Source organism: Caproicibacterium sp. NSD3 (assembly GCF_053613275.1).
The window spans coordinates 869932-895870 of record NZ_CM132119.1; the positions used below are offsets into that span (position 1 = coordinate 869932).

Consider the following 25939-nt stretch of genomic DNA (forward strand, 5'->3'; position numbering starts at 1 on the left):
CGACAGAATAGTTGTTCTGTCGGCTTCCTTTTTTATGATGCTCCGTTGAGCTTTAATAATGATAAGATTTGCTTTTTGTAATCTAAAAATGTAGAAGTCAGAGGAAAATCACTGGAACGTGGACGTGGCTCAGCAATTTTTATTTCGGCGGTAATAGTCGATGGTGTACCGGAAAGAATATAAATGCGGTCGGAAAGAAGAATTGCTTCGTTAATATCATGGGTGATAAAGATGGTGGAAAGTTTGATCTTTTCCATCACATTCAGGTACCAGTGATGAATGGCACTTTTGGTAATTGTATCTAGAGCTGAAAATGGTTCGTCTAAAAGGGCAGCTTCGTCATTTGAAAGATAGGTCCTTAAAAGGGCGACCCGCTGCCGCATCCCGCCGGAAAGTTGAGAGGGCCATTTGTTTTCCGTACCGGAAATCCCAAACTCCGGAAAAAATGCGGCTGCTTTTTCTCTGGCTTGTGCTTTTGTTTCGCCTCGGATTAAGAGAGGTAGTGCTGCGTTATCAAGCACCGTGCGATAGGGAAGAAGCAGATCTTTTTGCAGCATATAAGCAAGGTGCCCGGCTTCCCCCGTGATCTCTTTTTCGCGCAGAAAGACATGACCGCTTTTTGGCATTTCAAGACCGGATAGAATATTAAACAGAGTGGTTTTTCCAGCGCCGGAAACACCAAGCAGGCAGATAAGTTCGCCTTCTGCCAGATAGAGATTTACCTCTTTAAAAATCGTTGTGCCGGAAAATTCCTGTGAGAGATTTTCCGCTTTTAAAAGAAATGATTTACTCATTTTTCGTTCGGCAGATAGTCATTGGAGAAGCCCTCTCCAGCAGGAATTTCTTTTGAAAGCAGCTGATTATCATAGAGCCATTTATAAAAGCCATTCCAACGGGAAGCATCGATGGTTCCCCATTGAGGGGCGTCATCTTGGTATTTTGAAGCAAGCCATTCTTGACTCTCTTTGACTAAAGCTTCATTGCTGCGAAGCTCCGGTGCTGCGTCCATCAAAATTTCTGCAGCATCATCTGGATGATCGATTGCATATTGATACCCTTTTTGTACGGCAGAGAGAAATTTTTTTGCCGTTTCGGGCTCTTTCTTAAGAAAATCATTGTTGGCAATTAAAACAGGGGTATAACAATCAAATACCGGGTCAATATCTTTAAATGCAAAATAGTTTGTTTCGACTCCTTGCACTTTAGCAGAAAGACCATCCCACGCATAATAAACCCATGCAGTATCAACATTGGACTGAATGGCTGCAACAGCATCAAAACTGTTTCCACAAGGGACCATTTTGAGTTTTGTTGCATCGCCGCCGTCTTTTTGAATGATGTAATTGACCATGGCTTTTTCTACCGGGGTATCCCAAGTAGCATAAGTATGACCTTCCATCTCTTTTGGAGAAGTGATTCCCTTGCTTTTTAAAGAAATGATTCCACTGGTGTTGTGCTGAATCAGCGCGGCAACAGCAGTAATTGGGACAGGAGTATCGGCAGCTAAAGCAGGGGCAATATCGGAATCCTGAAATCCTACACCAAACTGTGCTTTTCCGGAGCCGACCAAAGAAACTGCACCGTCTTCCGGAGGCTGTTCTATTTCAACGTCCAAACCTTCGTCGGCAAAGTAGCCGAGCTTTTGTGCGGCATAGATTCCGGTATGGTTGGTGTTCGGAGTCCAATCAAGAACAAACGTAATTTTTTCCGGATCCTGCGTTTGAGAGGCAGTCTGAGAAGAAACTGCCGTGTTGGAAGAGGAAGCTTGTGTACTGCCGCAGCCGGCTATCCCAAAAGGAATGGATAGTGCTAAAAAACAGGCTGCAATTTTTCTTAATTTCATATTTAACTCCTTAATTGGTTTTTGAAGATTGCTTTTCAGATTTTTCCCAAGGCATGCAGAACTTTTGCAGAAGATCAACGGCCTTCATTAAAAGTAGGCTAATGATACTGGTAAGTAAAATAACAGCAAACATGTTGTTATAAGCATAGGCTTTGCGAACGCGGGTCATATAGACTCCTAAACCGTTTGTGCCGCCCAGCCATTCTGCAACGACTGCACTGACCATCGCGTAAGTCGTACTAATTCGCAGTCCGGCAAAAAAGCGGCTTAGGCTTGCGGGAAATTTGACATAGCGAAAAATTTGTAAGCGAGAGCTGCCCATGGTTTTCATTAAGCGGACCGTATCTGGATCGACAGAACGAAATCCGTCTAAAAGAGAGACAGAGATCGGAAAATAGCAGACGATCACGACTAAGACGACTTTCGGTGCGATTCCAAATCCCATCCAGATCAGCAGAAGCGGAGCAATCGCAATGGTTGGAATGGTTTGTGTAATGACTAGAATCGGATATAATGCGTGATAAAAAAATTCAAACCGATCCATTGCAACTGCAGTCAGAAAGGCAAGGCATACCCCAATCAGCATTCCCAAAAAAGTTTCCTGTAAGGTGAAACCGGCCTGTATCATTAGATTGGAAAAATCAGAAAAGAAAGCGGCGATTACGTCGGTAGGACTTGGCAAAAGGTATCGCGGAATCCAACGAAGATCAACGGCCGCTTGCCAAAGTAAAATCAGCAGAATAAGCAGCAGAGGAGATGCCAGCTTATTTGTGATATTTGTCCACTTTTTGTGCAATCGTCAGCACCCCGCCTTCCGGTTTGTAGGCAATTTTAACGTAGGAGGCAACCTGCGGGCAGCCTGCTTTGATGGCAATATACTGACAATTTTTAACGATTTCCATGAGGTCTTCATAGTTACCCTCGATGGTGGTTTCAAATGGGCCGACATAATAAGAGACCCCAGTACTTTTGATATAGGCGATCACCTCATCAACAATACGAACCACCTCTTCATCGGAATCTACATTTGGAAGCACTTGAATAGCGACACTTGCGGGAAATTTCATACGTTTCACTCCTTTTATTTTGTTCGGATATAAAACGGAAAGCAGAATCAAAAAAACCGCCCGTGCAGAGAAAATTCCTGCGCGGACGGTGAAATCTTGATAAAATGCTACCTCCGCCGGTATTATCCGGATCAGGCAAAAGGGTTGTGGACTGTGTCCACTCTCAGCATCGTCCGATTTTTTCGGACGGAGCACCCCTGCTTTGATTCAGGCACATTATAACAATAGAATTTCATTTTGTCAAATTTCTTGACCGAAAAAGTATTCTGTAGTAAACTAAAAGATACGAGAGTGTGAGATAGAAAGAGAAAGCGAGGGCGAAATGCTGAGAACAGTTGTGAGCAATCCGCTCATCAATATTGGTGTACTTTCTTGGTTAATAGCGCAACTGATAAAAACGATTCGTTTTTATATACAGAACCGTTTTTATAATTGGCATCAAATGCTTGCGGCAGGCGGAATGCCTAGCGCACATTCTGCTTTTGTCGGCAGTATCGTTTATACGGCGTGGAGGCTATTTGGATTTAGCTCGCCGATATTTGCGGTTTTAACTTGTTTTGGCTGTGTTGTCATTTATGATGCAATGGGTGTTCGCTGGGCGGCTGGCCGTCATGCAGAGGCAATTAACATTATGAAAGAGTGTCTTCTTGCGGATCCTGCATTGACCGAGGGGCGAAAAAAGAATTTGCTGCGGATTGAAGAAATGGATACTTCTTTGGGACATCGACCCAGAGAAGTCCTTGCAGGGCTTGTATTGGGTGTTTTGATTGCCTTTTTATGCCTGGATGTTTTTCATTTGGCATAAGAAAAAGACTTCTTTGTATGTCTCAAATGCGAGATGTACAGAGAAGTCTTTTTTAAAATCATTGATTATTCATTGGCTCAATCAATTTGAGTTCTTCCATTTTTTTTCGAATTGCAAGGAAATCCTCAAAAGCGTCCGCCTTTTTTCTGGGATCGCGCAGAAGCGCCGCCGGGTGCAACGTAGCAGTCATCCACATGTCGCCTTTCTGAGTCCATTGCCCATGCTCTTTTGTAATGCGAAGATTTGGATTGATGATTTTTTGTCCAGCGATTCTGCCGAGGCAGACAAGAATTTTCGGACGCATCAGAGCAGTTTGATTGCGCAGCCATGAAATACAAGCATCTTGTTCTTCCGGCAGAGGATCGCGGTTCTTTGGTGGGCGACATTTTACAATGTTTGCAATATAGATGTTTTTATGGCGGTCGAGTCCTACGGCGTCAAGATATTTATCTAGAAGTTGTCCGCTGCGGCCGACGAATGGTTCCCCTTTTAAATCTTCTTGCTCGCCGGGGCCTTCTCCGACAAACAAAATCTTCGATTCCGGGTTTCCGACTCCGAAGACCAGATTGGTGCGCCCTTTACAGAGATCACATTTTTGGCATTCGAGGCAGGCGGATTTTAACGTTTCCCAATTTTCATACATCATGATTGCCTCCGTCTGTTTATTGTATTTTTATTATAACATAAAGGGAAAGGAAGCGACACATAAAAGAAATTTTTAGGACGTATTTTTAAATGAGAGTCGTCAAAAATAACAGATAAAAACAAGTAAAAGCTAAAAAAGTAAGAAAGTGAGGAATGAAAAGATGAAAATCGTGATTGTCGGTGGCGGATGGGCAGGGTGTGCTGCTGCTGTACGCGCAGCTAAAATGGGAGCTGAAACAGTTTTATTAGAACGTACCGATATGCTTTTGGGAACCGGTTTAGTCGGCGGAATTATGCGAAATAACGGACGTTATACTGCAGAAGAAGAAATGATCGCCATGGGTGGTGGGGAACTGTTTTGTTTAATTGATCAGCACTGCAGACACCGTAATGTTTCCTTTCCTGGCCATGAGCATGCAAGTATTTATGATGTTGGAAAAATGCCCGGGGCTGTAGAGCGGTATTTAAAAAGCTTGAACGTAGAAGTTCGATTCCAAGCGCGTGTATCCAAAGTGGAGAAAAAAGAAAACAGCTTAATGGCAGTGGAGCTTATGGATGGAACAAGAATTTCTGGAGACGCTTTTGTGGATGCAACTGGAACAGCGGGGCCAATGCAGAATTGCGGAAAATACGGGAACGGCTGTGCTATGTGTGTTTTGCGCTGCCCCAGTTTTGGCGGCAGGGTTAGCTTGACCGGTCTCTGTGGAATTAAGGAAATCTGTGGACAAAAGGAAGATGGTACGTTCGGTGCTATGAGCGGTTCCTGTAAGCTATTAAAAGAATCACTTTCTCCAAAAATAGTTGAGACGCTGAATCAAAAAGGGGTCGCAATAATTCCAATTCCACCAGAACTGATCGAAAATCATCTTTCTATCAAAAGCTGTCAACAATATGCACAACCGGAATTCGCAAAAAATTTGATTCTGCTTGATACAGGACATGTAAAATTGATGACGCCCTATTTTAATTTACAGCGTCTTCATCAGATTCCTGGACTTTCGAATGCGCAGTATGAGGATCCATATGCCGGAGGCCGTGCAAATTCCATGCGCTTTTTTGAAATGGCTCCGCGGGATGATACACTCAAAGTAGAGGGTATGGAAAATCTATTTTGTGCTGGAGAAAAGGTAGGACTTTTAGTTGGACACACGGAGGCGATCGTAACAGGAACGTTGGCAGGCTTTAATGCAGTACGGTTCGCTAAAAAGCAGAAATTGCTTACTTTGCCGGAATCAACTGCAGTTGGAGATGCGATTCATTTTGTGAGGGAACAGATGCAAACACCGGAAGGAATTCGAAAAAGGTATACTTTTTCGGGTTCAGTTTTGTTTCAGCGTATGAAAGAAAAAGGAATTTATACGACAAATATTGCCGCAATTAAAGAGCGTGTCGCTCAAGCAGAGATGGAAAATATTTTTGCAAAATAAAGAAATGGTGTCCGATATTTTATCGGACACCATTTCTTTGAATTAAGGAGCTCAGGATGTTTTTACTGCGGGAACTTCCGTTTCATCGGAGAGATCAGAATATTCCCAATAATCGGCATCATCAATCCCCGCATCTTTTGCATAGAAAACAGGATTTTTGCCTTGTTTTCTCTGATTTTCATAATCAGAAAGGACATGCAGATATTTACGAGTCATGCAGAGCAATGCCGGTACATTTAAAATGGCCATCAGACACATTGTAAAATCGGCAATATTCCATGCAAGGCTGGTATCCATGATACAACCAATAAAAACGCCAACTACAATGCTGGTGCGGAACAATTTAAAATTAGTTGGTCTTTGCAAAATATAAAGGACATTGGATTCTGTATAATAATAATTTCCGATAATGGTGCTGAATGCAAAAAAGAAAATGGAGACTGTGATAATTAAGATTCCGAGTTCTCCAAATTGAGAACCGACCGCTTTTTGTACCAGAGGAAGTGCCGATTCACCTTTTGTGGAAACACCGGTACTTAAAACCATCAGGGCGGTTGCACTGCAAATCAGAATGGTATCGATATAGACTGCCAGCATTTGTACAAACCCTTGTTTTGCGGGGTGAGAGGTTGCAACAGTAGCGGCAGCGTTTGGTGCGGAACCCATGCCGGCTTCATTGGAATAAAGGCCTCTTTTTACGCCGTACATGATTGCGGAACCGGAGAATCCTGCAAAAATGGTTTTAAAGTCGAAAGCATTTGCAAAAATACTGGAAAAAACGCCCGGCAGATTCGAAGCATTTGTAATGATGACAACGAGACAGAAAACAAGGTAGATAGCAGCCATGACGGGAACCATCACTTCGGTGATTTTTGCAATGGTTTTCTGTCCTCCAAAGACTGCATATGCTGTCAGAGCCGACATGATCAGACCGATAATGATAATGGCTGTTGGGTCGGTTCCGACATAACGCTCCATAGAAGAAGTGATCAAATTTGCCTGTAAACATTCAAAGCCATAAGCGAATGTGACGATTAGACAAATGGAGAACAAAACACTCAACCAGCGTTTATGAAAAACTTTTTGAATATAATAAGCGGGGCCGCCGCTGAATGAACCATCTTTGTTTTTCTTTTTATAGACCTGTGCCATGGTGCTTTCTATGCAGGCTGTTGCACCACCGAGCAGTGCGGTCACCCACATCCAGAATACGGCTCCGGAGCCGCCCAGTGCAATTGCTGTTGCAACACCGGCAATGTTGCCGACACCTACACGGGAAGCGGTCGAAACCATAAGGGCCTGAAACCCGGAAACGGCTTGGGCATTGTTGCTTTTTTCAAATAATAATCGGTTGCCTTCTTTAAACTTTCGAAATTGTACGAATCGTGTGGCGATTGAAAAAAAGATGCCGCCGAAAATTAAAAGTGCAATTAAAATGTACCCGTAGAGAAAATCATTAATATTCCCGATTTGCTGACTGATAGCTTCCAATTTTTCCAACTCCTTTTAATCTTTTTATCTTTCTATCTTTTTATGCTGTGATGGAAGACTGGTTTGCAAAATAATGAAGATTAAGTTCCTTGGATAAGTATTCGATCATATGTGTACCGCCGACACTATTTCCTTTCTTATTGAGTGCCGGGCCAAAAGCAGCAATTCCAATTCCATTTGGGGCTGCAGATACGATTCCACCTCCTACTCCACTTTTTGAGGGAATCCCCGCTTTGACTGCAAATTCACCGGATTCGTCGTACATGCCGCAAGTCATCATCAAAGTTTTTACGATCCGTACGATCCACCCTTCGATCAACTGTTCTCCTGTGTTGGGATCAAGCCCATCGTTTGCTAAAACCCAAGCATAATGAGCGAGATCTTTTGTCGTAACAGAAACCGAACACATCTTAAAATAATGATCCAAAATGATTTCGGGATCTCCCTCGAGGATGTGGTCACTTTCCAAAAGATAGGCAATGGAACGGTTGCGCATGCCGGCTTTTTTTTCTGACAAATAGGTAGCTTCATTTATTTTAATTTCGTTGTTTGCGCATAGCTTATGTACCAAATCCAAAAATTCTTTCACGGGATCTTTGCTGTCAATACAGCTAACAGTGACGATTGCACCAGCATTAATCATAGGATTAAAAGGGATTAACTGCTTGGTTTCCAACTGGACAATGCTGTCAAATCCATCACCGGTAGGTTCCATGCCTACTTTACTAAAAACTTTTTGGTATCCGGCTGTTTGGAGTGCCGCAATTAAAGAAAAAGTTTTTGAAATACTTTGCATGGTAAAGGGGACTAACCAGTCGCCCGCGTGATAAATTTCTTTTTCTCTCGTAATTAGGCAAAGTCCTAATTGATGTAGATCAGCCTTTGCTAATTCCGGAATGTAGGATGCGACCTTTCCGTTTGCAAGGTAATGCTGACCATATAAAACAGCGCTTCTTAGCGAATTTTCTAATAATTGTTTCATTTTAATAAAAATCACCCCGAAATCATTTATTAATTAATGTATATTAATACTATAACATAATTTAATGAAGCCTGATTATTCGAATTCCGAATAGAACTATCGGAGGATGATATAGAAAAAATCAACAGAAACTGGAAGTAAAATCCATGTAATCATACAAAAAACTATGATTTGCTTTACGAAAAAGTGGAAATATGATATAAATAATACGGAATTTAATAAACTAATAAAGATAATATTCTTAATTTTATAAATTAAAATTAAGAATAAATTAAAAAAATTAGGGGGCTTTGCACTTTGGAAATTAAATATCTAGAGTATTTTGAAAAAGTCGCACAGAACGGTTCGATTAATCAGGCGGCTAAACTGCTCTATATTTCACAGCCTCATTTGAGCCATATTATTAAGGAAATCGAACAAGAGGCTGGTGTGCAGCTTTTTTACAGAACTCGAAAAGGCTGCTCTCTAACACCGGATGGAGAACATTTTTTGGATCACTGTAAAATCATTTTAAAAGAACTTGAGCGGCTAAAAACGTTTTCGGATTCCTCTAAATCGGAAAAGAGTACCCTTAATGTTTCTATGACTCGTTTTTCACATACGGCCGAATGTTTTAATCAGATTTGCAGAAAGCATCAGAATGAGAAAAACTTTTCTTTTTATTTAAAAGAAGATGCGGAAATGAATGTGATTGAAAATGTAATGGAAGGAAAATCAAATGTAGGGGTGATCCATTTTGCTTCTCGTGAATCTTCAGCAAAACAAAAACAATTTTTCGAAGCGGGACTTCATTTTGTTCCACTGGCGCTTTTTCAGCCGTCTATTTGTCTGTCACGCAGTCATGAGCTTCTTCAAAATCATGAGTTGATCGACCTTTCAGCATTGAAACAATATGGATTTGTTCGCTATATTGGCCAATTTGAAGACTTTATTTATCGAATTACAACGCAGAATCTTCATTTGGATTTAAACGAGTCACCAAAAATTGTTTATGTAAATGATCGTGCAGAGCAGATGAGCCTAATTTCTGAGAGTAATTTTTTTACGATAGGCATTACAGAATTTGAACAACAGGATTCTCGCTATCAGGTGGTTTCCATCCCTCTTTTAGGGTGTAACGAATGTCTTCGATTTGGCGTGATCTACAAGGAAAAATCGGAGTTAACGGCAGCAGAAAAAGAGTTTGTAGAGTTGTTGATCAAGCATTATCATGTGTTGCAGGCGAAAGAAGCCGAACAGATAAATAAAAGACCGGCAGCTTTTGTCCGTCAGTTGGAAAAACCCGTATAAAAGCATAAAAAATGACCCATGCCCCGTTTATTTACGGAACATGGGTCATTTTTAAATATTTATTATTAGGGCGCAAGCTGTTCGCAAAAGTTTTCAATGGCATCTTCGTCTTCAGCGTTCGGAAGATTGTCAACGTGAAAAAGTGAAAGGTTTTCAACATGACGAATTATTTTTCCGGGAGCAGCCGTATAGAGTGGAGAAAGCACCCGCATTTCGGTGTAATCATTGCAGACGTAAGATTCAAAAGAGGCCCCGAAATCCGGATAGGCGAAGGCGGTGTTATGAATAAAACGTGCCATCAGGGCGGTGTGATTGCGAACATAAACCGCCCAACCCTGTACATCATTGATTCCAAATTTTAAATATTGTTCTGCCGCCGCGTGTTTAACCGTTAAATATCGATCTCCAACAAAAAGGCGCGGGTCGCGGAAACTCGAAAAAGGCCACAGGGAAAGATGACGGTTTGGATAGTGTTTTTCATCGTGGCCCCGATTTTGGGGAACAATCAAGAGACCATCTCTTTGTGCCATTGTAATTCCGGCAAGCGCAATATTCTTTTCGGAAGAGGAACAATTTTTTAGTTTGTGAACGACCATAATATCGGAAGTTCCGTCCGACATCATGATATCCATGGAAAACTGAAGATCGCTGTCTTGCTGGCGGGGCGATGTAAAAGTGACTCCGCCATTAATAGGGCCATAGACGACCGGTTCGTTATCGGGATAATAGCTTTGAGGCATTACGTCCGGTGCAACTGAGAGTCGGTGTCCGCCATAACAGTGAAACTTTGCGTCTTTTCCAAAATATTCATGTAGAATTTCATTTTGATAAACATGCTGATCCTGCTTATCTTCATACAGTGTGTTTTCTTCATTCAGAAAATTGAATTTTAAGATGCGGGGACCAAAATCAATCGAGATAATTGCCTCCAAAACCCGGTTGGAAATTTTAATGCATCGTCCAAACGGTTCATATTCAATTTCCTGCATTTCGATACTCATAAGAGCTTTTCCCCCTCTTAAATTCTGGACTTTATTCTGAAACAATTATACCATGGGTGAAATCACTGCCGCAAGGGCGTGGAACAGGCATACAAAGTGCATATAAATCAGATGCCAGATGCTCTAATTCAATCATATGAAAGGCTTTGCTGTCAAGAGCAAAATGGTCTGAGGAATGTGTAATAATCGGCAAATTTGTGTTGCTTTTGATAAAATGCAAAAGTTCTTGTCCTTTCTTTCCAATGGCAAGAATCCGAAGATAGGGAGGAAGCAGAGCAGTATCTGTTTTTTGAATCCCTAAAAATGCACTGAGGATGATTCTTCGAATCCGGGATAAGGGATAGCGCTTCGTTTTAATCTGCGTGTAAAGAGACTCTAGAGAAGAAGCGTTTCGAACGGCAGCATAAATGCGATTTTCGAGGCCTTCCGAAATATCTGGAAGACGCGCAAGGTCTTCCGGCTGCAATTTTCTCAGTGCATAGAGAACAGCGCGCTCAGCGTATTTAAAAGAAGCTGGTGCATAACCTTTTGCGATGGCTTCTTTGAGGATCACAGCCGATTTTTCCGGTACCATGGGGAACCAGTCTCCATCGGAAAAAATCTCCTCACGAATTCGACTGCTGCTTTGGAAAGAGGAATCGCAAAGGCTGTCGTGCATAGCTCCCAACCGCGGAATTGTCATGGAATCCATGGAAAGATGCAGTTCCTTTTTTGCTTTTTCATATTCGACGGCAAGAATATTGTTTGGCGTTTTTAAAAGCACCGCCATTCCTTTTCCGCAGAGAACTTCGATTGCTTTCTCACGCGCGGCAGCAAAAGAAATTCCTTCGCTTAAAAAGTCATTTAAGCCCTCTGAAAACTTTTCAGAAAGCAGCGTATCTGCAAGAAAATTGAGGGCGTTGAGATCTGCACACTCGCTGCCATAAGCAAGAAAGTCTGCGCCGATGGCTCCGGCAAGCGAAACGCCGCCTTTCGCAAACATTTCTGCGCCGGCTGTTGCAAAGGGAACAGGAAGTTCAATCACTAAATCGGCACCAATTGAGAGCGCTTGGGCAGCACGTTCCCACTTTGGAAGTAAAGCGGGTTCGCCGCGCTGCACAAAATCTCCGCTTAAAATAGCAGCAATGTGGGTGGCACCATTTTTCCGCGCAGCGTCAAAAAGAGCCTGATGACCGAAGTGACAGGGGTTTAGCTCACATATGACTGCGCATATTTTCATCGTTTTCTTGCTCCTTTTCCTTGAAATCCCGAAAAACATGTATTATCATATATATATTACTTTGTTCATCAAAAAGTTGCAAGTAATTCTGTTTATCTTTTAATTTAGGAGGAAGTTAACAAAAATGAAAATTCTGGTCATCAATGCCGGCAGTTCTTCGCTTAAGTATCAGCTGATTGATATGGACACGGAGAAAATGCTCTGCAAAGGAAATTGTGAACGAATCGGTCAGGAGAAGGGGTCATTCAGCCATAAGACTGCGGACGGCCGCAAAACTAGCTCTGAGCCCGCTCTGCCGGATCACAAGGCAGCCTTTAAACTCGTGACCCAGATTCTAGTCGATAAAGAATTCGGCGTAATCAAGAAACTTTCTGAAATCGCTGCAATTGGTCATCGTGTTGCGCAGGGCGGTTCTATCTTCCATCACAGCGTATTAGTTGACGACGAGGTCATCAAGGGCGTAGAGAGCCTTGTACCGTTAGCACCGCTTCATAACGGTCCGGAACTGCAGGGAATCCTTGCATGCCGCGAGGTGTTCGGTACAGAGATGCCGGAATGTATCACTTTTGATACAAGCTTTCATGCTACCATGCCCGAAAAAGCCTATATGTACGCGATTCCTTATGAGTATTATGAGAAATATAAGATTCGCCGCTATGGCTTCCACGGAACCAGCCACCGTTATGTCAGCCAGCATTGTGCACACCTGATGCATCAGCCGCTGGAAGATATTAAGATGGTTACCTGCCATATTGGAAATGGCTCTTCTGTTACCGCAATTAAAGATGGTCATGTTGTGGATACCAGCATGGGCCTGACCCCGCTGGGCGGCTTTATGATGGGAACTCGTTGCGGCGATCTGGATCCCTCCATTGTGACGTTCCTGATGGAACAAGAGGGCATGACTGCAAAAGAGATGGACGATCTTCTCAACAAAAAATCCGGTATGCTTGGTGTCTGCGGTTACAGCGATGACCGTGATGTAACAAGCGCGGAAATTCGTGGCGATCACAGAGCTGCTCTAACCCACGAAATGCTGATTTATCAGATCGCAAAATATATCGGTGCTTATGCTGCTGCGATGAATGGCCTTGACGCAATCGTCTTTACAGCAGGTCTTGGCGAAAATGTTCCGAAGATCCGTTATGGTGTCTGTCGCTATCTGCGGTTCCTTGGGACGAAGGTCGACGGTGTTCTCAATGATCAGATGATTCTTGGGAAAGGCGGAAAGATTTCTTCCTTTGATTCTCAGGTGCAGGTATGGGTTATTCCGACCAACGAGGAATTGATGATTGCCCGTGATACGAAGGAAATCGTTGCTGGCTTCTCCTATGCAACCGCAGAGGATAAGACGGTCGTTGATCCGGAAGATATCTAATTTCTATTTTATAGTTAACTATAGATTGTTTAGCAGTTGCTTTGTTTTTCCCTTTTTTGAGAGGAAAAGCAGAGCAGCTGTTTTATTTAAGAAATAAAAAAGCCGCCTCCAATAATAGGGAGACGGCTTTTGCAATTTTCTTGAATAGCTGGGAGATTAAAGAAGGTTTAAAATATCTTGTTTAGGGCGTACACCAACAGAAGAATTTACCTGTTTGCCATCACGAAAAACGAGCAGTGTTGGAATGCTCATAACGTCAAATTTTTGTGCTAATTCCGGCTGTTCATCAATGTTAACCTTGCAGACTTTTATGTCCTTACGCTCTTCGGCAATTTGGTCAACAACGGGGGAGAGCATGCGGCAGGGTCCACACCAGCTTGCCCAAAAATCAACTAGAACTGTTTTTGATTCTTTTAAAACTTCAGCCTCAAAATTTTCGGATGTTAAAGCTTTGATTTCCATAAGTGTTCCTCCTTAAAAATAAACTTTGATTATTTGCTTTTGCGGAAAATTTCATCATCGATTGTCTGAATTGTTACAGTTTTCAAATGATCTTTACATAGTTTGTCCAAATCTGCGTAAATTCCATCCATAATTTTTGCAATCCCAGAAGCAATTAAACAATCCATATCACTGTTTCCGCTGCGCCATGAAGATTCTACAAAACGAACATCAAGCGCTTTGCTGATTTCATCAAGTGTAATCGACTCTGGATTTCCGACAAAACGATAACCGCCTTCGATTCCTTCTTTGGTCGAGACCAGACCGGCTTGTTTCAGCTTAGAGAGGACCCTGCGTACCCGAGCAGGGTGAGTGCAGATGTTTTTAGCAAGTTCTTCGCTGGAAACGACTTCTGCTTTACGATTTAAATAGACCAATGCATGAACGGCTACGCAGAAGTCACTGTTCATTTTCTCAAACCTCCTTTTAACTGTAATCAATTCAGTATCATTTGCTATACTGATATTATATTAGTTGCAGTTTGAAAAGTCAACTTGTTTTTAAAAAAATTTTAAAAGGTTAAATTAAAAAGCAATCAATATTCAATTAGAACAAAAATTGCTGCTTGTCTTTTGCACAATGGCGTTGATGATATGTTCTCAAAACCAGTATTTTTCAGAACCATTAATAGCCAAATTAGAATCTAAATTTCAGTGAGTTCTTAGAAAGTAAAAGATTTTTATAATTATCAGATTTTTTTCATCAAACCATCACATAAGGAGTGTATCTTAAAGATATTCAAAGTGATTATAAGACATTTTCATAAATTTCTCCTCTCTCTGAAAAGGCCACCTGTTTAAGGTGGCCTTTTTTCCATTAATTATTTATTATTTTTTGAGACGATAGTGTTTCATTTTAAGTACAGCGGAATTTTCTTGTATTTCTATTAAAACCAAAGCAGCGTCGACAATAACCGCAATGTAGAAGAATAAATAAGTCCTAGTACTGGAGGCCCAGACCGTAGGAGAAAATCCCATTGCAAGACGCGTAATAAATCCTGCCGCCATGATGTAAAGAGCAAGCCAAAATCGTTTTTTGTTTTGAAAAACAAAAATCATGGAAAAAATGATTGCAAGACAAATCAGACTTAAAATAGCATCTGGCAAAATTGTTTCGGGTAAGTGTGAAAATGGGCGAGTGCCGGTCAAAGTCATAGCAGTATTAATCCGATTAAAAAAGCGATTCAAAATGGAAATAGAGTTTAAAACCGGTTGCAGGGAAAAGAGCAGGCAGATACCAAAGGGCAAAAAGCAAATGATCTTTTTAAAAATAGAAGTTCTTGCTTTCAGCGCAGCTAAAAACAATAAAAACGTAAATGAGAGAATGATATAATTAGCTCCGCACGGACCCATCATAAATAGAAATGCGTAAAGGGTAGAGGAAAACCCCAATTCAATTTTTCCACCTAAATGCAGGTTGGAAAATTCCGGAAGCCAGTATTCCGTATTAGAAACAAGCCTTGCTTTATTACCGGGACATGTCATAATAAAAAGAAGCATTAAGGCACAGAGAAAAAGCATAATGGCGGGATAGTGCCAACTCTTTTTACAGATAATCTGTTTCATTAAAAAGAAGAAAAACATGGCGGCAATAATTACACAGCATTGTTCCTGATTAGAAGCGAAGAGTACAAGTGGAATATTAATTATGTAATGGTACCAGCGAAGTGGTTCATTTTGTAAAAGTTTTTTAATGGGTAAAAAAGTAGCGATTCCTGCAGCTAGTGGCCAGAGATAGTTGACTGTTGTTGTAATCCAACCGGCGGTTGCCATATCATGAAACGGATAGAGAAACATTAAAAAGACAAAAAGCCAGCGAACTCCCCAATTGTTTCCCTTGTCAAAGAGAAGGGAAAGCAGTGCTGGGATCGATACGAAAATTGCAATATCAAGTATTTTCCAAAGTAAAGGAATCTTAATTACATAAATTAGAACAGTTTCTAAAAGCAATCGCGAAGTCCAAGTAGCATAACGGGTTGTATAATAATGAAGAAGAGGGCCCTCTTCTTCCAAGGCTTTCGCAAAAAGAACATCATCATCTGTTCCAAGCTGCATGGTGTAGTGGATGATGATTGCATAAATTAAAAAAACAAGAAAGGGCGCATAACGCCATTTTAAAAATCGAAGCACCGGATTTTCCGTACGGCGGTCTAAAACTTGTTCCATTGAATCGTAAGCTCCATTCATTTGTACTTCTGTAAAATTTATTCAGTATAAAATTTTTTCCTTGTTTCCATTATGAAGAATAAAATTAAAATTGTCAAATCAAAAGAAGGGGACATTTTTCTTTTTTAAAAAAGTCACGATAAAAAATGAAAAAATCCATAAAAATAAAAAATAAAAAAATGATTGACATATCCATCAAATATTGGTATACTATATAAGCTGTTCAAAAAAGAAATGAATCATTAGCTCAGCTGGCAGAGCACCTGACTTTTAATCAGGGTGTCCGGGGTTCGAATCCCCGATGGTTCACCATAGCTTAAATAACAATAACCCAGATCTTTGATCTGGGTTATTGTTATTTAAAAATATTGGAGTTATACAGTCCTGGAATTTCAAGGTTATAAGTGATTTTTAAAGACCGCCTTTTGGCGGCCTTTTTTATTGATGTCAATTAAAGTGCTTCTTTATTGTTGATTGCAGCGCAATTTATTTAAATTTACTTAAAGTGCTTCTTTTTTCGGCAAAATCATTGGCTCTGCTTTGAAATGATAGAATTCAAGCGTTTCACCGTTTACATGGCACTCAAAAGCGTATTGCTTCAGCGGCAGTTCCTGAATGATTCCCACTTTTTGTGCAGTCAGTCTGTAGTTTTGTTTTCTATATTGTTCCTTTAAAGCAGCAAGATTATAGCCGACCTCGCTGCCCTCCGGATATTTTTTTCTAAGCAACTTGTGTGTTTCCGAATTAAGTGGGTAACTGAGCAGACTGCCTAAAATGACCGCTTTGTCTGAGAAATAACGCTTTGCGTCGTACAAAAAGCAGTTTTTGTGATAAAACTGATGTTCATTCTCACCAAAAAAACTCACATGAATATCCACACAACCGGGGGCTAAGGGGTAATCTGTGTCAGCATCGGCGATATAAAGAATTTTTTGGTTCAGGTTGAGTAGATCTATCAGCGATTTATACATTTCAAGCATTTCCGGATATTTGTCTACAATGATACAGAGGCAATCCGAACCGAGCTTTCTCATGTAGTTATAGAGAAAAAAGTATCCGTTGATATTAGCTTCCAAAATTACTTTTCCTTGTGTGTCCATTTTCTGCAGTTCCTCAGAAATATAACCATAACATTTTTCGAGATCCGTCATAAAAACATTGCCCATATTGCGATAAAGTCCACGTCGCAAATCAGGTTGGTCATGGGTCCCCGTGTACAATTTTCCTGTCTTGACAATTCCGTTTTCAATTTTGGCACAATATCCGCATTTGCAGGTGAGATCCCCTGAAAAAATGTTTTGGGTGTTTAAATCCGCATGGCTTACCTCCAGTTGCTGTCCGCAGCGAGGACAAGCCAATAAAGGAAGAGCCGAAAGTGGAACCCCTGTTCTTTGAGGCTCTCCGTGAACATGGCCGGTAAGTTCCAGAATCTCCTGGTCAATGCTGGTGATGGCTCCTTTTAAAAAGGTAATCTGCGACTGAAGTTCTTGCTTTTTGTTATTCATCATACGCAGACATTCATCGATCGTTTCAGGTTCGATCAGATTAGAAAGTCTGCACAATGATATGTAATCCTGAATTTCTTTTAAATTAAATTGCTGCTGCTTCATTCGCAGGATTACCTGAAGATCATGCAGTTCACGCTCCGTAAAGTTATACTGGGCACTGTTGGTTTCCGGTAGCAGAATGCCGCGATTTACATAATATCGGATTGTATCACGGGAAACTCCAGTACGCTTTGAAAGCTCACCGATTTTCATTTTTGAACCTTCTTTAAAGATATATTTTAAATTATTTATTTATCTAAGTGAATCACAATGGTAAAAAACAATTGCAAATAAAGTTGAAAAAATTGTCGGATTTCTTACTTGCTTTGTTTAAAATATTATGTTTTTGTGAAAAAGTATAGGTTTAACAAGGCTACATTTTTTACTAAGAAAAACATATAAATTTTAAAAAAGGTGAAGTGGACTTTGCCTTTTTTAATAAGTTATTCAAAAATACCTCTTGACATGAATTCAACTGTACCGATTATGATGAGTTTAAACGATCGTTAATCTATCGGTTCAATCACAAAAAGGAGGGTTATGTTATGCAATCCGTCTTGGACGCCATCCTAGCATTTACAAATTGGCTGTGGGGAATCCCTATGCTTTTGTGGATTGTTGGTGGGGGCCTGTATTTGTCTTTCCGGCTTGGCTTTTTGCAGTTTACCAAACTGGGATTTATTCTGAAAAACACTATTTTCAAGGGCTTTGGCAAAAAAGCTGAAAATGGAAAATTTTCTAGTTGGCAGGCTGTTACCGGTGCACTGGCGTCCACTTTAGGTGCGGGCAACATTATTGGGACTGCAATGGCAATCGCTTACGGCGGTCCCGGCGGCGTGTTTTGGCTATGGGTTTCCGGTTTAGTTTGCTGCTGTGTAAAGTATTCCGAAACCACCGTTGCTATGAAATACCGTCGCCTAAATAAAGACGGCCAGTGGGAGGGTGGTCCTCAGATCTATTTGACTGCCGGCACCGGCTGGAAATGGATTAGCCCCCTTTATGCAGTTGTTTGCATTGTTTGCCTGTTTTTGGCGGCTTCTGCACAGATCGGTTCCAGTGTGGATAACATTGTCGGCATGGGAGCTCCACGTCTGCCTGTGACAATTATTATGACCGCCCTAGTAGCTGTCGTTGTTATTGGCGGCATGAAGAGCCTACTGAGCGTAACGGAACGTCTGGTTCCTGCAATGAGCGTTCTATACATTGTAGGCACACTGATTGTAATTATTCTGAATATTCAAAATCTGCCTGCCGCATTTGCTTCTATTTTTCGTTATGCATTTACCGGTCGTGCTGCAGTGGGCGGTTTTGCTGGTGCTGCTGTCACTCAAAGTATTCGCTGGGGTGTTGCACGCGGCTGCTATTCCAACGATTCCGGCACCGGTGTTACCACCATTACTCATGCAGTTGCCGATGTCAACCATCCCATTCAGCAGAGCATGTGGGCTGTTTTTGAGGTCTTCTTTGACACCATCATTGTCTGTTCTTTAACCTGCCTTGTGATTTTGACTACCGGTGTGTGGCAGCAAAACGATGTGGCGCCCGCTGTTATGACAGCTACTGCATTTAACAATACGATCGGGGATGTAGGCACTTTGATTGTCACTGTATCTGTAGTACTGTTTACTTTTACCACTGCCTGCGCGCAGATTGAATTCACTGAAGCTCAGTTTCGCAAGCTGGTTGGAGACAAACTGAGTGTTGGCTGTCGCTGGGGGATGCTGGCTCTGATTCTGGTCGGTGGCATGGTTGGTATTGATGCTTTGATTAACTATGTTGACTTCTTTGCCGGCATTTACACGATCATCAATCTGTTGGGTGTATACTTCTGCGTAAATCAAATTGTAAAATTGACCAAAGAGTATTTTGCGGATCCCAAAAAGTGGGAAACTCAAAAATGGCCTAAATGGGTGGAAGAAGAGAAGGAATATGCCGATGCCCATACCAAGCAAATTGACAAGAGCCCTCAAAAAGAGTAATTTATAAAGAAATCCATTATAGAGACGACAAGAAATTACAGCTGTTGTCAAAAATTTCTTTTATAGAAAACTGTAAAAATAACGTTCGGTAAGAGCTTTTAAATTTGATTTATGTAAGAAAAGGAGAAATCCATTTATGAAACCACTAATTGGTATTACATGCAATTATGATTACCATGACGCTGTAGGCAAGGTATCCAAAATGGGAATTGATGGTCAGGACTGGAACTTTATTGCCGGTGATTATATTAATGCGACCGAAAAAGTCGGTGGGTGTCCTGTAGTGATCCCGCTTTGCTCAAATTTTGAGGATCTAAAGGACATATTGGACCGCATGGATGGCATCATGATTTCCGGTGGTCATGATGTAGGCCCTGAAAATTATGGTCAGCGTGCAAAAGGCTGTGGTGCTGTCATGCCCATGCGGGATGCACAGGATCTTGCTGTAACACGGTATATCGTGGAAAATACAGAGAAACCACTATTGGGTATCTGCCGCGGTATCCAAATCTTGAATGTTGCAATGGGAGGGACTCTCTATCAGGACTTGGAGAAAGATGGCGGCTTTGGGCATCACTTTGGCGATATTTATCCCCGCAACTATGCTTGGCACTCTGTTACTCTGACAAAAGGTTCCATATTAGAAAGCATTTATGGGAAGAAAGTAATTGATGTGAATTCTTTTCACCATCAAGCGGTTTTTAAACCCGGAAAAAATATTTCCGTTACCGCTGTTTCTTCCGATGGTGTTTCCGAGGGAATCGAAGTTGCCGAGAAAAAATTTGTCGTTGCAGTACAGTGGCACCCCGAAATGATGTACGATTCAGAAGAACAGCTCAAAATTTTTCGCGCTTTTGTGGATAACTGTAAGTAGCTTTTAAAAATGTTGGTGGCTATAAAATTCAATAAAATGCCCCCAGATAGGATAGTGAAATAAAAACGCACGATTCTGTCTGGGGGTAGATTTATATCTTAATTTTACAATGTGAGTGCAATCAATAAAAAGGTAATTTTAGTATGTGATTTGCAGTGGAATTATTTTTTTCGTCGGATAAAGCCCTAGTACCAAATCATAAGAGCGACTTTCTGCATGGGCCCATGAAGTATCGGTCATCTGTACATGGTTAATCGAAAATGGCAGAACGACAGTTTTACTTTCTCCGGATTTCATTGGAGCGCTCAATGATATTCCAGGGTTATTGACATTTGAAATCAACTCTGCTGCGACTCCGTTATTCCATGCGCCAGATTCCGCCTCCGTCAAATAAACTCGTCCCTGTGCTGTGTCTGTGCTGCTGCTTTTTAGTTCCATTGTGACTAATAGCCACTTGGCCTCTCTTCCGGGAGCCGGCGCAGTCGTTATGAGTTGGTTTTCCATCATGAAGTCTTGATCTTTGATCTGTGCTTGTGTGACTTTTACCTCAATTCCATCATAATCAGCCCATTCGTTCATGGAGAATGTTTGTACCTGCGGCTGAGGGTATTTCTGATTCAGCGTAAAGACACGCATAACATATCCAATCAGCAATCCGCAGCCGAGAACGATTCCCAGAATTTTTAAACCCTTATGTTTCTTCTTCATTTGTTTTAGACCTCTCTGATTCTTTAAGTGGAGAATAAGTCCGAATCTGTTTTCCATCCTGAATCACAAAAATCTCATCGCAGATCTGCTCTAAATCCTCGTGGTCATGGCAGGAAAGCAGAATTAAAGTCCCTTGCTTTTTCTTTTCGAGCAGAATGTCTTTTACGACCGCAATGCTTTTTTCGTCCAGTGTGTTAAATGGCTCGTCGAGGAGGATTAAGTCGGGATTTTCCATAAAAGCCGCTGCAATCCCGAGTTTTTGTTTCATTCCCAATGAATATTTTCGATATTTTTTGCGGTCATTCGGGATAAGCCCAAGACGCTCCATGCTTGATGCTATTTGGGCATCATCAATGGTTGGATTGATGGAAGCCAGCAGCTTTAGATTTTGAAATCCGGAATAGCTGCCGATAAATCCCGGGTTTTCAATTAATGCTCCAATGCTCTGTGGAAAAGAAATGTCTTGGTTGAGCTTCTTTTCATCAATCCAAATTTCCCCTTCTGTGGGGTAAACCAGTCCGCAGATGCAGCGCATCAGCATGGTCTTTCCAGAACCATTTCTGCCCTGCAGCCCATAAATCTTTCCGCTTTCCATTACAAGCGAAATCTGATCTAAAATTGTCGCTTTTCGAATTACCTTCGATAAATTATGTATTTCAATTTTCATAAATTTCACTCCTGGATAAAAAGTCCATCTTGCAAAAACGAATTTTTCCGCAGAAAAAGCTGAGAAATAAAAGTCCGATACTAACAAGATAGCCCGTCTGTAAAGAAACACCGTCTTTTAAAGCCAAATCCGACCGCAGCAGCATAAAATAATTTCCGATCAGAAACGGATTGCAGAAATAAGCAGAAATAACCAGCAGACAGATAATGGCAAGTAAGCTGAAAACCGGAGGAATCCACAGCGACAGGCTGATCTGCAAAAAAGCCAGCGCGATCGATACCAATATCGGCAGAAAAAACGTTGCTTGCAGCAAGGTCCATTTTTCGAATGTTTGGGTTGGAATCTGCGATAAAGTCTGGTTTAACTGCGGGGTAAATTTCATCGAGCTGTTTCCATTCAAAGCGGAAAAACAAAATGCAGTCAGAAAGAGCAGAGCATATACGCAGAGAACATGGAAAACGCACCATAGGCATTTTCCATCCCACCAGACCCTGCGCTTTTTGGATTGCAGCAGGGTCAGAAGTCCGATTCCTTCTAAATCACAGCAGGCATATTTTCCGATTGTAAATGTCAAAGATAAATTAAACAGTAAAAACGGAATCGGAAGATCGAATATCTCACGACGATCAGTAAAAGAGACTTTCTGAATTCCTTTGAAAAAATCCAGAATATAATCCCAGCAACTGGGACAAGCACTTACCGTACCATGAGAGGATAAAGTCTGCCAATGCGTCAAAAAGAAGGAATGAATCAAGATAAAGACAAAAATAAAGCCGACATATTGAAGCCAATTGTTGCGGGTGCCATGGTAAATATCATAACGCAGCTGATGAAGGACGGTCCCTTGATTTCCTTTATGCATTCCAAAAGTCCTTTCTTCTCGCTTGCTTTTTCCCGATCATCCACAGGACAAAAATTAAACCGATACAGCCGAAAATCCCTACTGCAAAAATGGAGGGATCTAAAAAACTTCGGTACCAAAGATAAAGTTTTCCGCTCAAGAGCTTAAAGGGAGGACCCATATTCCAGCCGGTTATCAAAATCAAATAAAGCCACCCTGCAATCTCTTTTCCGCTGATCCATTGAATGAATAGCGCGCAAAGCGGAATGGCAGCGAACAGCAAAAAAGAGCACAGCCAAAATAACAGCACAATTTCCCAGATAGAATAGTTCCCCACCGTTGCTTGTGTAGTTAGGAAAAAGATACTTCTCTGCTTATTCCAATTTAAAATCTGATTGGAAAAGAAGGTCCCGAGAAATGCAGTCCACGCGGTCAAATAAGTGGAACAGTAAAATGCTGTTTTTATGAGAACGATCACCTGTAGATTCCAAACAGTTTCCCGCTTTTTGAGCCGCAAGATCATCTGACTCGAAAAAATTCGTTCCGATAAAAAGCAGGTCATAAAAAACACAAATGGAACGAAAAAAAGTCCTAGAACCGATGCTATACAAACGCTGCAAAAGCAGTCCCCATAGCAAAGAAAATAGCCTTCCTTTTGGTAGGAAGCATATTCTGAAGAGAGGAAAAGAAAGAGGAAAAAGGGGAGGGCGGCTGCATAAGCAAGATAAAAATATTTTTCTTTCAAAATCAGTTTTCGACTGTTATTTATATGTTTAATAGGTTTCCTGCCTCCCTCCAATCCAGAATGTCCCAAGGCCTAAGCCTGCCAGAGCGGCGCCTTCTCCGAGAATGATCGAAAAAGAATTTCCACTACCAAAGCCGGAATTTAAAAAATCGGTCGGTGCAAAAGCGTGTGCATGCAAAAGATTTGCAGTAGAATAAATAAAAAGATAAAGAAACAGCGGGAAAAGAATGACGATAAAGCGATAATCAGCAGCCTGACTGATTCCCAGTGCGATCAGAGCGAAAATTCCCGCAAATATAAAATCAATGAGCAGATAAGCAAAGACATAAGCCCACGGACTGGAATAATATAATTCCGACCACATACTTTCTTCTGCGATACTGCCATAAGGTGCGGTTGATTCAGGTTTTAGCGCCGGTAAAAACAGCGCTGCAAGCGCTAGGTTTAAAAGAAGCGGAATTACAACGGCCGTGCCTCCAGAAAGAAAAGCTGCGGCTGCTTTGGCGGTTAAATAATTTTTCTTTTTTGTTCGAATATAAACATTTTTTAGGTATCCGCTTTTTCGGTCGGTAAAATAGCTGTCTCCAAATGGAAGAACCGCCAGAATTGGGAGCAAAAGATAGAAAAGAAAACTTTCGATATCAAATACATTCCCGCCCAGCCATGAGGAGAAAAGCCACCCCGGATATAAACGTGGAGAGTCCATCTTTGTGAGATACAAATCAATGTTCATTGAAGTCGGAATGACATGAAAGATAATCTGCAGCAAACTTAAAATACTTCCAATTAAAATGGAAATATAAAACATTCGGCCGTGAAACGCTCTGCCGATTTCTAATTTAATAAGTTGTTTCATATAAAATCCCCTTTGGTTACTTTAAGATAATCGCTCTGGCTGATTCGTCAATTCCATGGGAATTATATCCGGACTGACTGACTACAAAATAAATATGAGCAATCTTTTTAAGATTTTCGTCAGTTACGATGCTGACCAGGTGAAAAGTCTCTTTGCTGTGCGCAGAAAAGACATACCGAAAATAATCTTTTCTTCCGGGAATAAGCTCTTTTTTATTTTTATCATAACTGAAAACTTCGCTGATACTGGGGGAAACTCTTTCCCCATTTTCATCAAAACAATGGAATTCAAAGGCATTTAAATAATATTCGATATTCTGATCGGTTGGATTTTCGACCGTTAAATTCGTAATAAAATAATTATATTCATTGCTGAAACTGCCGTCTTCATTGCAGTTATAATTTTTAATCATGCCTGTAATTGGAAAACTGCCATCGCACTGTTTTGTCGTTGTAAAATCATGAACGGTAAAAAGCAGATCGTATGCGGTGACAGCTTCTCCCATCGGAACCGAAATTTTAGGTTCCAAGGCATTTACTGCTGATTCCTCTTCACTTGCAGTTCCCGGAGAAATGGCCGACGAAGGAGTAGTAGGCTTTGTCCATAGATTGGATGCCGGCAAAAGCAGCTTGTCCTTTAAAGCAACAAACAGGATCACGATTCCCATTAGAGCAAGCAGGACCGAAAAAAGTACCGTTCTGACAACTTTTTTGGGCATAGGATTCCTCCTTTTTAATGAAAAATTGGTTACTTTAAGATAATCGTTCTGGCTGATTCATCAATTCCATGGACATTATATCCGGACTGACTGACTACAAAATGAATATGAGCAATCTTTTTAAGACGTTCGTCGGTTACGACGCTGACCAGATGAAAAGTTTCTTTACTGTGCGCAGAAAAAACATGTCGAAAATAATCCTTTCTTCCAGAATCTTCTTTATTATAACTGAAAACTTCGTCAATACTGGGGGAAACTCTTTTCTCATTTTCATCAAAACAATGAAATTCAAAGGCATTTAAATAATATTCGATATCCTGATCGGTTGGATTTTCGACCGTTAAATTCGTAATAAAATAATTATATTCATTGCTGAAACTGCCGTCTTCATTGCAATTGCAATATTTAATCGTGTCTGTAATCGGAAAACTGCCATCATACTGTTTTGTCGTTGTAAAATCATTAACGGTAAAAAGCAGATCATATGCGGTGACAGCTTCTCCCATCGGGACCGAAATTTTAGGTTCAAAGGCGTTTACTGTTGCTTCATCTTCACTTGCAGTTCCCGAAGCAACAGCTGACGAAGGAGCGGTGGGCTTTGTCCATAGATTGGATGCCGGCAAAAGCAGCTTGTCCTTTAAAGCAACAAACAGGATTACGATTCCCATTAGAGCAAGCAGGACCGAGAAAAGTACCGTTCTGACAACTTTTTTGGGCATGGGATTCCTCCTTTTTAATAAAAAATAAGAGTTGGAAATTTAATATAATGATTGTTCCAACTCTTATCAATGTTAAAAATGAAATGCTTCACTAGACGAAGAAAATTATTACTAAAACAGATACAGCGGAAAAAGCAACTATAAATAATATTACTGCTACTGCTAATTTTTACCATTTTCATCATATCATTTCAAAAAAGTGAGTTCAATACTTATATTAAACAAATAAACGTTCTGAAATTTGTTGCATAGGTCATATGATGTTAAAATATCCGTGTAATGCCAAAAAGTTTTATAATAAATTAATTTTGATATAGGAGCTGCGAAATTATGTTGAAACATGTGTGGGGGAGAGATTAGGCGAATTGTAAACTCGGTAGTTTTTTAAGCGATTAAAATAAAAAAGAGACACCGATTTTAGTCGATGTCTCTTTTAATGTTTAAATATTTGAAATTGTTTGTATTTATCAA

At 40.9% G+C, this 25939-nt stretch carries 26 protein-coding genes, 1 tRNA gene and 1 riboswitch; of the genes, 7 read left to right on the forward strand and 20 right to left on the reverse strand.

Annotated features, from left to right (window positions below):
• Window positions 1-32 precede the first annotated feature (32 nt).
• The 4 genes from ACVS9P_RS04250 to ACVS9P_RS04265 are packed head-to-tail and all read right to left on the reverse strand — an operon-like array spanning window position 33 to window position 2910.
• Window positions 33-794 carry an ABC transporter ATP-binding protein gene (locus ACVS9P_RS04250; RefSeq protein WP_452104393.1) on the reverse strand — a complete coding sequence of 254 codons (762 nt, stop codon included), beginning with the start codon at window positions 792-794 and terminating at the stop codon, window positions 33-35.
• On the reverse strand, window positions 791-1843 hold the full coding sequence (locus tag ACVS9P_RS04255) for an ABC transporter substrate-binding protein (protein ID WP_452104394.1): 1053 nt from the start codon (window positions 1841-1843) through the stop codon (window positions 791-793). The genes ACVS9P_RS04250 and ACVS9P_RS04255 overlap by 4 nt, the downstream gene beginning before the upstream one ends.
• 10 nt (window positions 1844-1853) lie before the next feature.
• Window positions 1854-2639: an ABC transporter permease gene (locus tag ACVS9P_RS04260; protein WP_452104395.1), complete on the reverse strand. Its 786-nt coding sequence runs from the start codon at window positions 2637-2639 to the stop codon at window positions 1854-1856.
• Entirely contained in the window at window positions 2608-2910 is a 303-nt protein-coding gene (locus ACVS9P_RS04265) for a thiamine-binding protein (RefSeq protein WP_452104396.1), read from the reverse strand. The genes ACVS9P_RS04260 and ACVS9P_RS04265 overlap by 32 nt, the downstream gene beginning before the upstream one ends.
• A gap of 91 nt (window positions 2911-3001) precedes the next feature.
• A riboswitch (TPP riboswitch) is annotated at window positions 3002-3119 on the reverse strand.
• 113 nt (window positions 3120-3232) lie between these two features.
• On the opposite strand from ACVS9P_RS04265, the gene ACVS9P_RS04270 reads away from it, so the two are divergent.
• The gene (locus ACVS9P_RS04270; protein ID WP_452104397.1) at window positions 3233-3715 is read left to right on the forward strand and encodes a divergent PAP2 family protein; all 483 of its coding nucleotides are present in this window, start codon (window positions 3233-3235) and stop codon (window positions 3713-3715) included.
• 58 nt (window positions 3716-3773) lie between these two features.
• Here the strand turns inward: ACVS9P_RS04270 and ACVS9P_RS04275 are convergent, their stop codons facing one another.
• Window positions 3774-4358: a uracil-DNA glycosylase gene (locus ACVS9P_RS04275; RefSeq protein ID WP_452104667.1), complete on the reverse strand. Its 585-nt coding sequence runs from the start codon at window positions 4356-4358 to the stop codon at window positions 3774-3776.
• Between the two features lie 163 nt (window positions 4359-4521).
• On the opposite strand from ACVS9P_RS04275, the gene ACVS9P_RS04280 reads away from it, so the two are divergent.
• A complete protein-coding gene (locus ACVS9P_RS04280) occupies window positions 4522-5787 on the forward strand; it encodes an FAD-dependent oxidoreductase (RefSeq protein ID WP_452104398.1) in 1266 nt (421 codons plus the stop codon).
• A 51-nt stretch (window positions 5788-5838) separates the two neighbouring features.
• On the opposite strand, the gene ACVS9P_RS04285 is transcribed toward ACVS9P_RS04280, so the two are convergent.
• Window positions 5839-7278 carry an alanine/glycine:cation symporter family protein gene (locus ACVS9P_RS04285; protein WP_452104399.1) on the reverse strand — a complete coding sequence of 480 codons (1440 nt, stop codon included), beginning with the start codon at window positions 7276-7278 and terminating at the stop codon, window positions 5839-5841.
• A 40-nt stretch (window positions 7279-7318) separates the two neighbouring features.
• Window positions 7319-8260 (reverse strand): glutaminase A, encoded by a 942-nt coding sequence (gene glsA, locus ACVS9P_RS04290; protein WP_452104400.1) that lies wholly within the window; start codon window positions 8258-8260, stop codon window positions 7319-7321.
• A 297-nt stretch (window positions 8261-8557) separates the two neighbouring features.
• On the opposite strand from glsA, the gene ACVS9P_RS04295 reads away from it, so the two are divergent.
• On the forward strand, window positions 8558-9550 hold the full coding sequence (locus ACVS9P_RS04295; protein ID WP_452104401.1) for a LysR family transcriptional regulator: 993 nt from the start codon (window positions 8558-8560) through the stop codon (window positions 9548-9550).
• A gap of 65 nt (window positions 9551-9615) precedes the next feature.
• Here the strand turns inward: ACVS9P_RS04295 and ACVS9P_RS04300 are convergent, their stop codons facing one another.
• Window positions 9616-10551 (reverse strand): hypothetical protein, encoded by a 936-nt coding sequence (locus tag ACVS9P_RS04300; RefSeq protein WP_452104402.1) that lies wholly within the window; start codon window positions 10549-10551, stop codon window positions 9616-9618.
• 31 nt (window positions 10552-10582) lie between these two features.
• A complete protein-coding gene (locus ACVS9P_RS04305) occupies window positions 10583-11770 on the reverse strand; it encodes a tRNA(Met) cytidine acetate ligase (RefSeq protein WP_452104403.1) in 1188 nt (395 codons plus the stop codon).
• A 124-nt stretch (window positions 11771-11894) separates the two neighbouring features.
• Between ACVS9P_RS04305 and ACVS9P_RS04310 the strand changes: the two genes are divergently transcribed.
• A complete protein-coding gene (locus ACVS9P_RS04310) occupies window positions 11895-13148 on the forward strand; it encodes an acetate/propionate family kinase (RefSeq protein WP_452104404.1) in 1254 nt (417 codons plus the stop codon).
• Between the two features lie 156 nt (window positions 13149-13304).
• Here ACVS9P_RS04310 and trxA read toward each other — a convergent pair whose 3' ends face one another.
• The 3 genes from trxA to ACVS9P_RS04325 form a co-directional block, all read right to left on the reverse strand.
• Window positions 13305-13610 carry a thioredoxin gene (gene trxA / locus ACVS9P_RS04315; RefSeq protein ID WP_452104405.1) on the reverse strand — a complete coding sequence of 102 codons (306 nt, stop codon included), beginning with the start codon at window positions 13608-13610 and terminating at the stop codon, window positions 13305-13307.
• Between the two features lie 29 nt (window positions 13611-13639).
• Complete coding sequence (locus ACVS9P_RS04320) at window positions 13640-14059, reverse strand: RrF2 family transcriptional regulator (protein ID WP_452104406.1); 420 nt, start codon at window positions 14057-14059, stop codon at window positions 13640-13642.
• A 417-nt stretch (window positions 14060-14476) separates the two neighbouring features.
• Window positions 14477-15814, reverse strand: coding sequence for a DUF6056 family protein (locus ACVS9P_RS04325; RefSeq protein ID WP_452104407.1), 1338 nt, complete (start codon window positions 15812-15814; stop codon window positions 14477-14479).
• Window positions 15815-16050: 236 nt separating this feature from the next.
• Here ACVS9P_RS04325 and ACVS9P_RS04330 point away from each other — a divergent pair.
• Window positions 16051-16126, forward strand: a tRNA-Lys gene (locus tag ACVS9P_RS04330).
• Window positions 16127-16314: 188 nt separating this feature from the next.
• On the opposite strand, the gene ACVS9P_RS04335 is transcribed toward ACVS9P_RS04330, so the two are convergent.
• Window positions 16315-17574, reverse strand: a complete 1260-nt coding sequence (locus ACVS9P_RS04335) for a MerR family transcriptional regulator (RefSeq protein ID WP_452104408.1) — start codon at window positions 17572-17574, stop codon at window positions 16315-16317.
• A gap of 332 nt (window positions 17575-17906) precedes the next feature.
• On the opposite strand from ACVS9P_RS04335, the gene ACVS9P_RS04340 reads away from it, so the two are divergent.
• Together ACVS9P_RS04340 and ACVS9P_RS04345 are read left to right on the forward strand one after the other, a co-directional pair.
• Window positions 17907-19340 carry an alanine/glycine:cation symporter family protein gene (locus ACVS9P_RS04340; RefSeq protein WP_452104409.1) on the forward strand — a complete coding sequence of 478 codons (1434 nt, stop codon included), beginning with the start codon at window positions 17907-17909 and terminating at the stop codon, window positions 19338-19340.
• Between the two features lie 136 nt (window positions 19341-19476).
• Entirely contained in the window at window positions 19477-20214 is a 738-nt protein-coding gene (locus ACVS9P_RS04345; protein WP_452104410.1) for a gamma-glutamyl-gamma-aminobutyrate hydrolase family protein, read from the forward strand.
• Between the two features lie 138 nt (window positions 20215-20352).
• Here ACVS9P_RS04345 and ACVS9P_RS04350 read toward each other — a convergent pair whose 3' ends face one another.
• From ACVS9P_RS04350 to ACVS9P_RS04380, 7 genes are read right to left on the reverse strand one after another with little or no spacing between them, the layout of a single operon-like run.
• Entirely contained in the window at window positions 20353-20922 is a 570-nt protein-coding gene (locus ACVS9P_RS04350) for a hypothetical protein (RefSeq protein ID WP_452104411.1), read from the reverse strand.
• Window positions 20906-21589 carry an ABC transporter ATP-binding protein gene (locus ACVS9P_RS04355; RefSeq protein ID WP_452104412.1) on the reverse strand — a complete coding sequence of 228 codons (684 nt, stop codon included), beginning with the start codon at window positions 21587-21589 and terminating at the stop codon, window positions 20906-20908. The genes ACVS9P_RS04350 and ACVS9P_RS04355 overlap by 17 nt, the downstream gene beginning before the upstream one ends.
• A complete protein-coding gene (locus tag ACVS9P_RS04360; RefSeq protein WP_452104413.1) occupies window positions 21579-22451 on the reverse strand; it encodes a hypothetical protein in 873 nt (290 codons plus the stop codon). The genes ACVS9P_RS04355 and ACVS9P_RS04360 overlap by 11 nt, the downstream gene beginning before the upstream one ends.
• Window positions 22444-23175, reverse strand: coding sequence for a hypothetical protein (locus ACVS9P_RS04365; protein WP_452104414.1), 732 nt, complete (start codon window positions 23173-23175; stop codon window positions 22444-22446). Before ACVS9P_RS04365 ends, ACVS9P_RS04360 begins: the two co-directional genes overlap by 8 nt.
• 28 nt (window positions 23176-23203) lie before the next feature.
• Window positions 23204-24031 carry a hypothetical protein gene (locus ACVS9P_RS04370; RefSeq protein ID WP_452104415.1) on the reverse strand — a complete coding sequence of 276 codons (828 nt, stop codon included), beginning with the start codon at window positions 24029-24031 and terminating at the stop codon, window positions 23204-23206.
• 16 nt (window positions 24032-24047) lie between these two features.
• On the reverse strand, window positions 24048-24749 hold the full coding sequence (locus ACVS9P_RS04375; RefSeq protein WP_452104416.1) for a hypothetical protein: 702 nt from the start codon (window positions 24747-24749) through the stop codon (window positions 24048-24050).
• Window positions 24750-24778: 29 nt separating this feature from the next.
• Window positions 24779-25468: a hypothetical protein gene (locus ACVS9P_RS04380; protein ID WP_452104417.1), complete on the reverse strand. Its 690-nt coding sequence runs from the start codon at window positions 25466-25468 to the stop codon at window positions 24779-24781.
• Window positions 25469-25939 lie beyond the last annotated feature (471 nt).

Coding starts and splice junctions, on each gene's coding strand:
- ACVS9P_RS04265 (WP_452104396.1), bottom strand. CDS start 2,910: ATGAAATTTCCCGCAAGTGTCGCTATTCAAGTGCTTCCAAATGTAGAT.
- ACVS9P_RS04360 (WP_452104413.1), bottom strand. CDS start 22,451: ATGCATAAAGGAAATCAAGGGACCGTCCTTCATCAGCTGCGTTATGAT.
- ACVS9P_RS04300 (WP_452104402.1), bottom strand. CDS start 10,551: ATGAGTATCGAAATGCAGGAAATTGAATATGAACCGTTTGGACGATGC.
- ACVS9P_RS04350 (WP_452104411.1), bottom strand. CDS start 20,922: ATGAAGAAGAAACATAAGGGTTTAAAAATTCTGGGAATCGTTCTCGGC.
- ACVS9P_RS04305 (WP_452104403.1), bottom strand. CDS start 11,770: ATGAAAATATGCGCAGTCATATGTGAGCTAAACCCCTGTCACTTCGGT.
- ACVS9P_RS04345 (WP_452104410.1), top strand. CDS start 19,477: ATGAAACCACTAATTGGTATTACATGCAATTATGATTACCATGACGCT.
- ACVS9P_RS04325 (WP_452104407.1), bottom strand. CDS start 15,814: ATGGAACAAGTTTTAGACCGCCGTACGGAAAATCCGGTGCTTCGATTT.
- ACVS9P_RS04255 (WP_452104394.1), bottom strand. CDS start 1,843: ATGAAATTAAGAAAAATTGCAGCCTGTTTTTTAGCACTATCCATTCCT.
- ACVS9P_RS04340 (WP_452104409.1), top strand. CDS start 17,907: ATGCAATCCGTCTTGGACGCCATCCTAGCATTTACAAATTGGCTGTGG.
- ACVS9P_RS04370 (WP_452104415.1), bottom strand. CDS start 24,031: ATGAAACAACTTATTAAATTAGAAATCGGCAGAGCGTTTCACGGCCGA.
- trxA (WP_452104405.1), bottom strand. CDS start 13,610: ATGGAAATCAAAGCTTTAACATCCGAAAATTTTGAGGCTGAAGTTTTA.
- ACVS9P_RS04275 (WP_452104667.1), bottom strand. CDS start 4,358: ATGTATGAAAATTGGGAAACGTTAAAATCCGCCTGCCTCGAATGCCAA.
- ACVS9P_RS04320 (WP_452104406.1), bottom strand. CDS start 14,059: ATGAACAGTGACTTCTGCGTAGCCGTTCATGCATTGGTCTATTTAAAT.
- ACVS9P_RS04280 (WP_452104398.1), top strand. CDS start 4,522: ATGAAAATCGTGATTGTCGGTGGCGGATGGGCAGGGTGTGCTGCTGCT.
- ACVS9P_RS04270 (WP_452104397.1), top strand. CDS start 3,233: ATGCTGAGAACAGTTGTGAGCAATCCGCTCATCAATATTGGTGTACTT.
- ACVS9P_RS04375 (WP_452104416.1), bottom strand. CDS start 24,749: ATGCCCAAAAAAGTTGTCAGAACGGTACTTTTTTCGGTCCTGCTTGCT.
- ACVS9P_RS04310 (WP_452104404.1), top strand. CDS start 11,895: ATGAAAATTCTGGTCATCAATGCCGGCAGTTCTTCGCTTAAGTATCAG.
- ACVS9P_RS04250 (WP_452104393.1), bottom strand. CDS start 794: ATGAGTAAATCATTTCTTTTAAAAGCGGAAAATCTCTCACAGGAATTT.
- ACVS9P_RS04380 (WP_452104417.1), bottom strand. CDS start 25,468: ATGCCCAAAAAAGTTGTCAGAACGGTACTTTTCTCGGTCCTGCTTGCT.
- ACVS9P_RS04335 (WP_452104408.1), bottom strand. CDS start 17,574: ATGAAAATCGGTGAGCTTTCAAAGCGTACTGGAGTTTCCCGTGATACA.
- glsA (WP_452104400.1), bottom strand. CDS start 8,260: ATGAAACAATTATTAGAAAATTCGCTAAGAAGCGCTGTTTTATATGGT.
- ACVS9P_RS04355 (WP_452104412.1), bottom strand. CDS start 21,589: ATGAAAATTGAAATACATAATTTATCGAAGGTAATTCGAAAAGCGACA.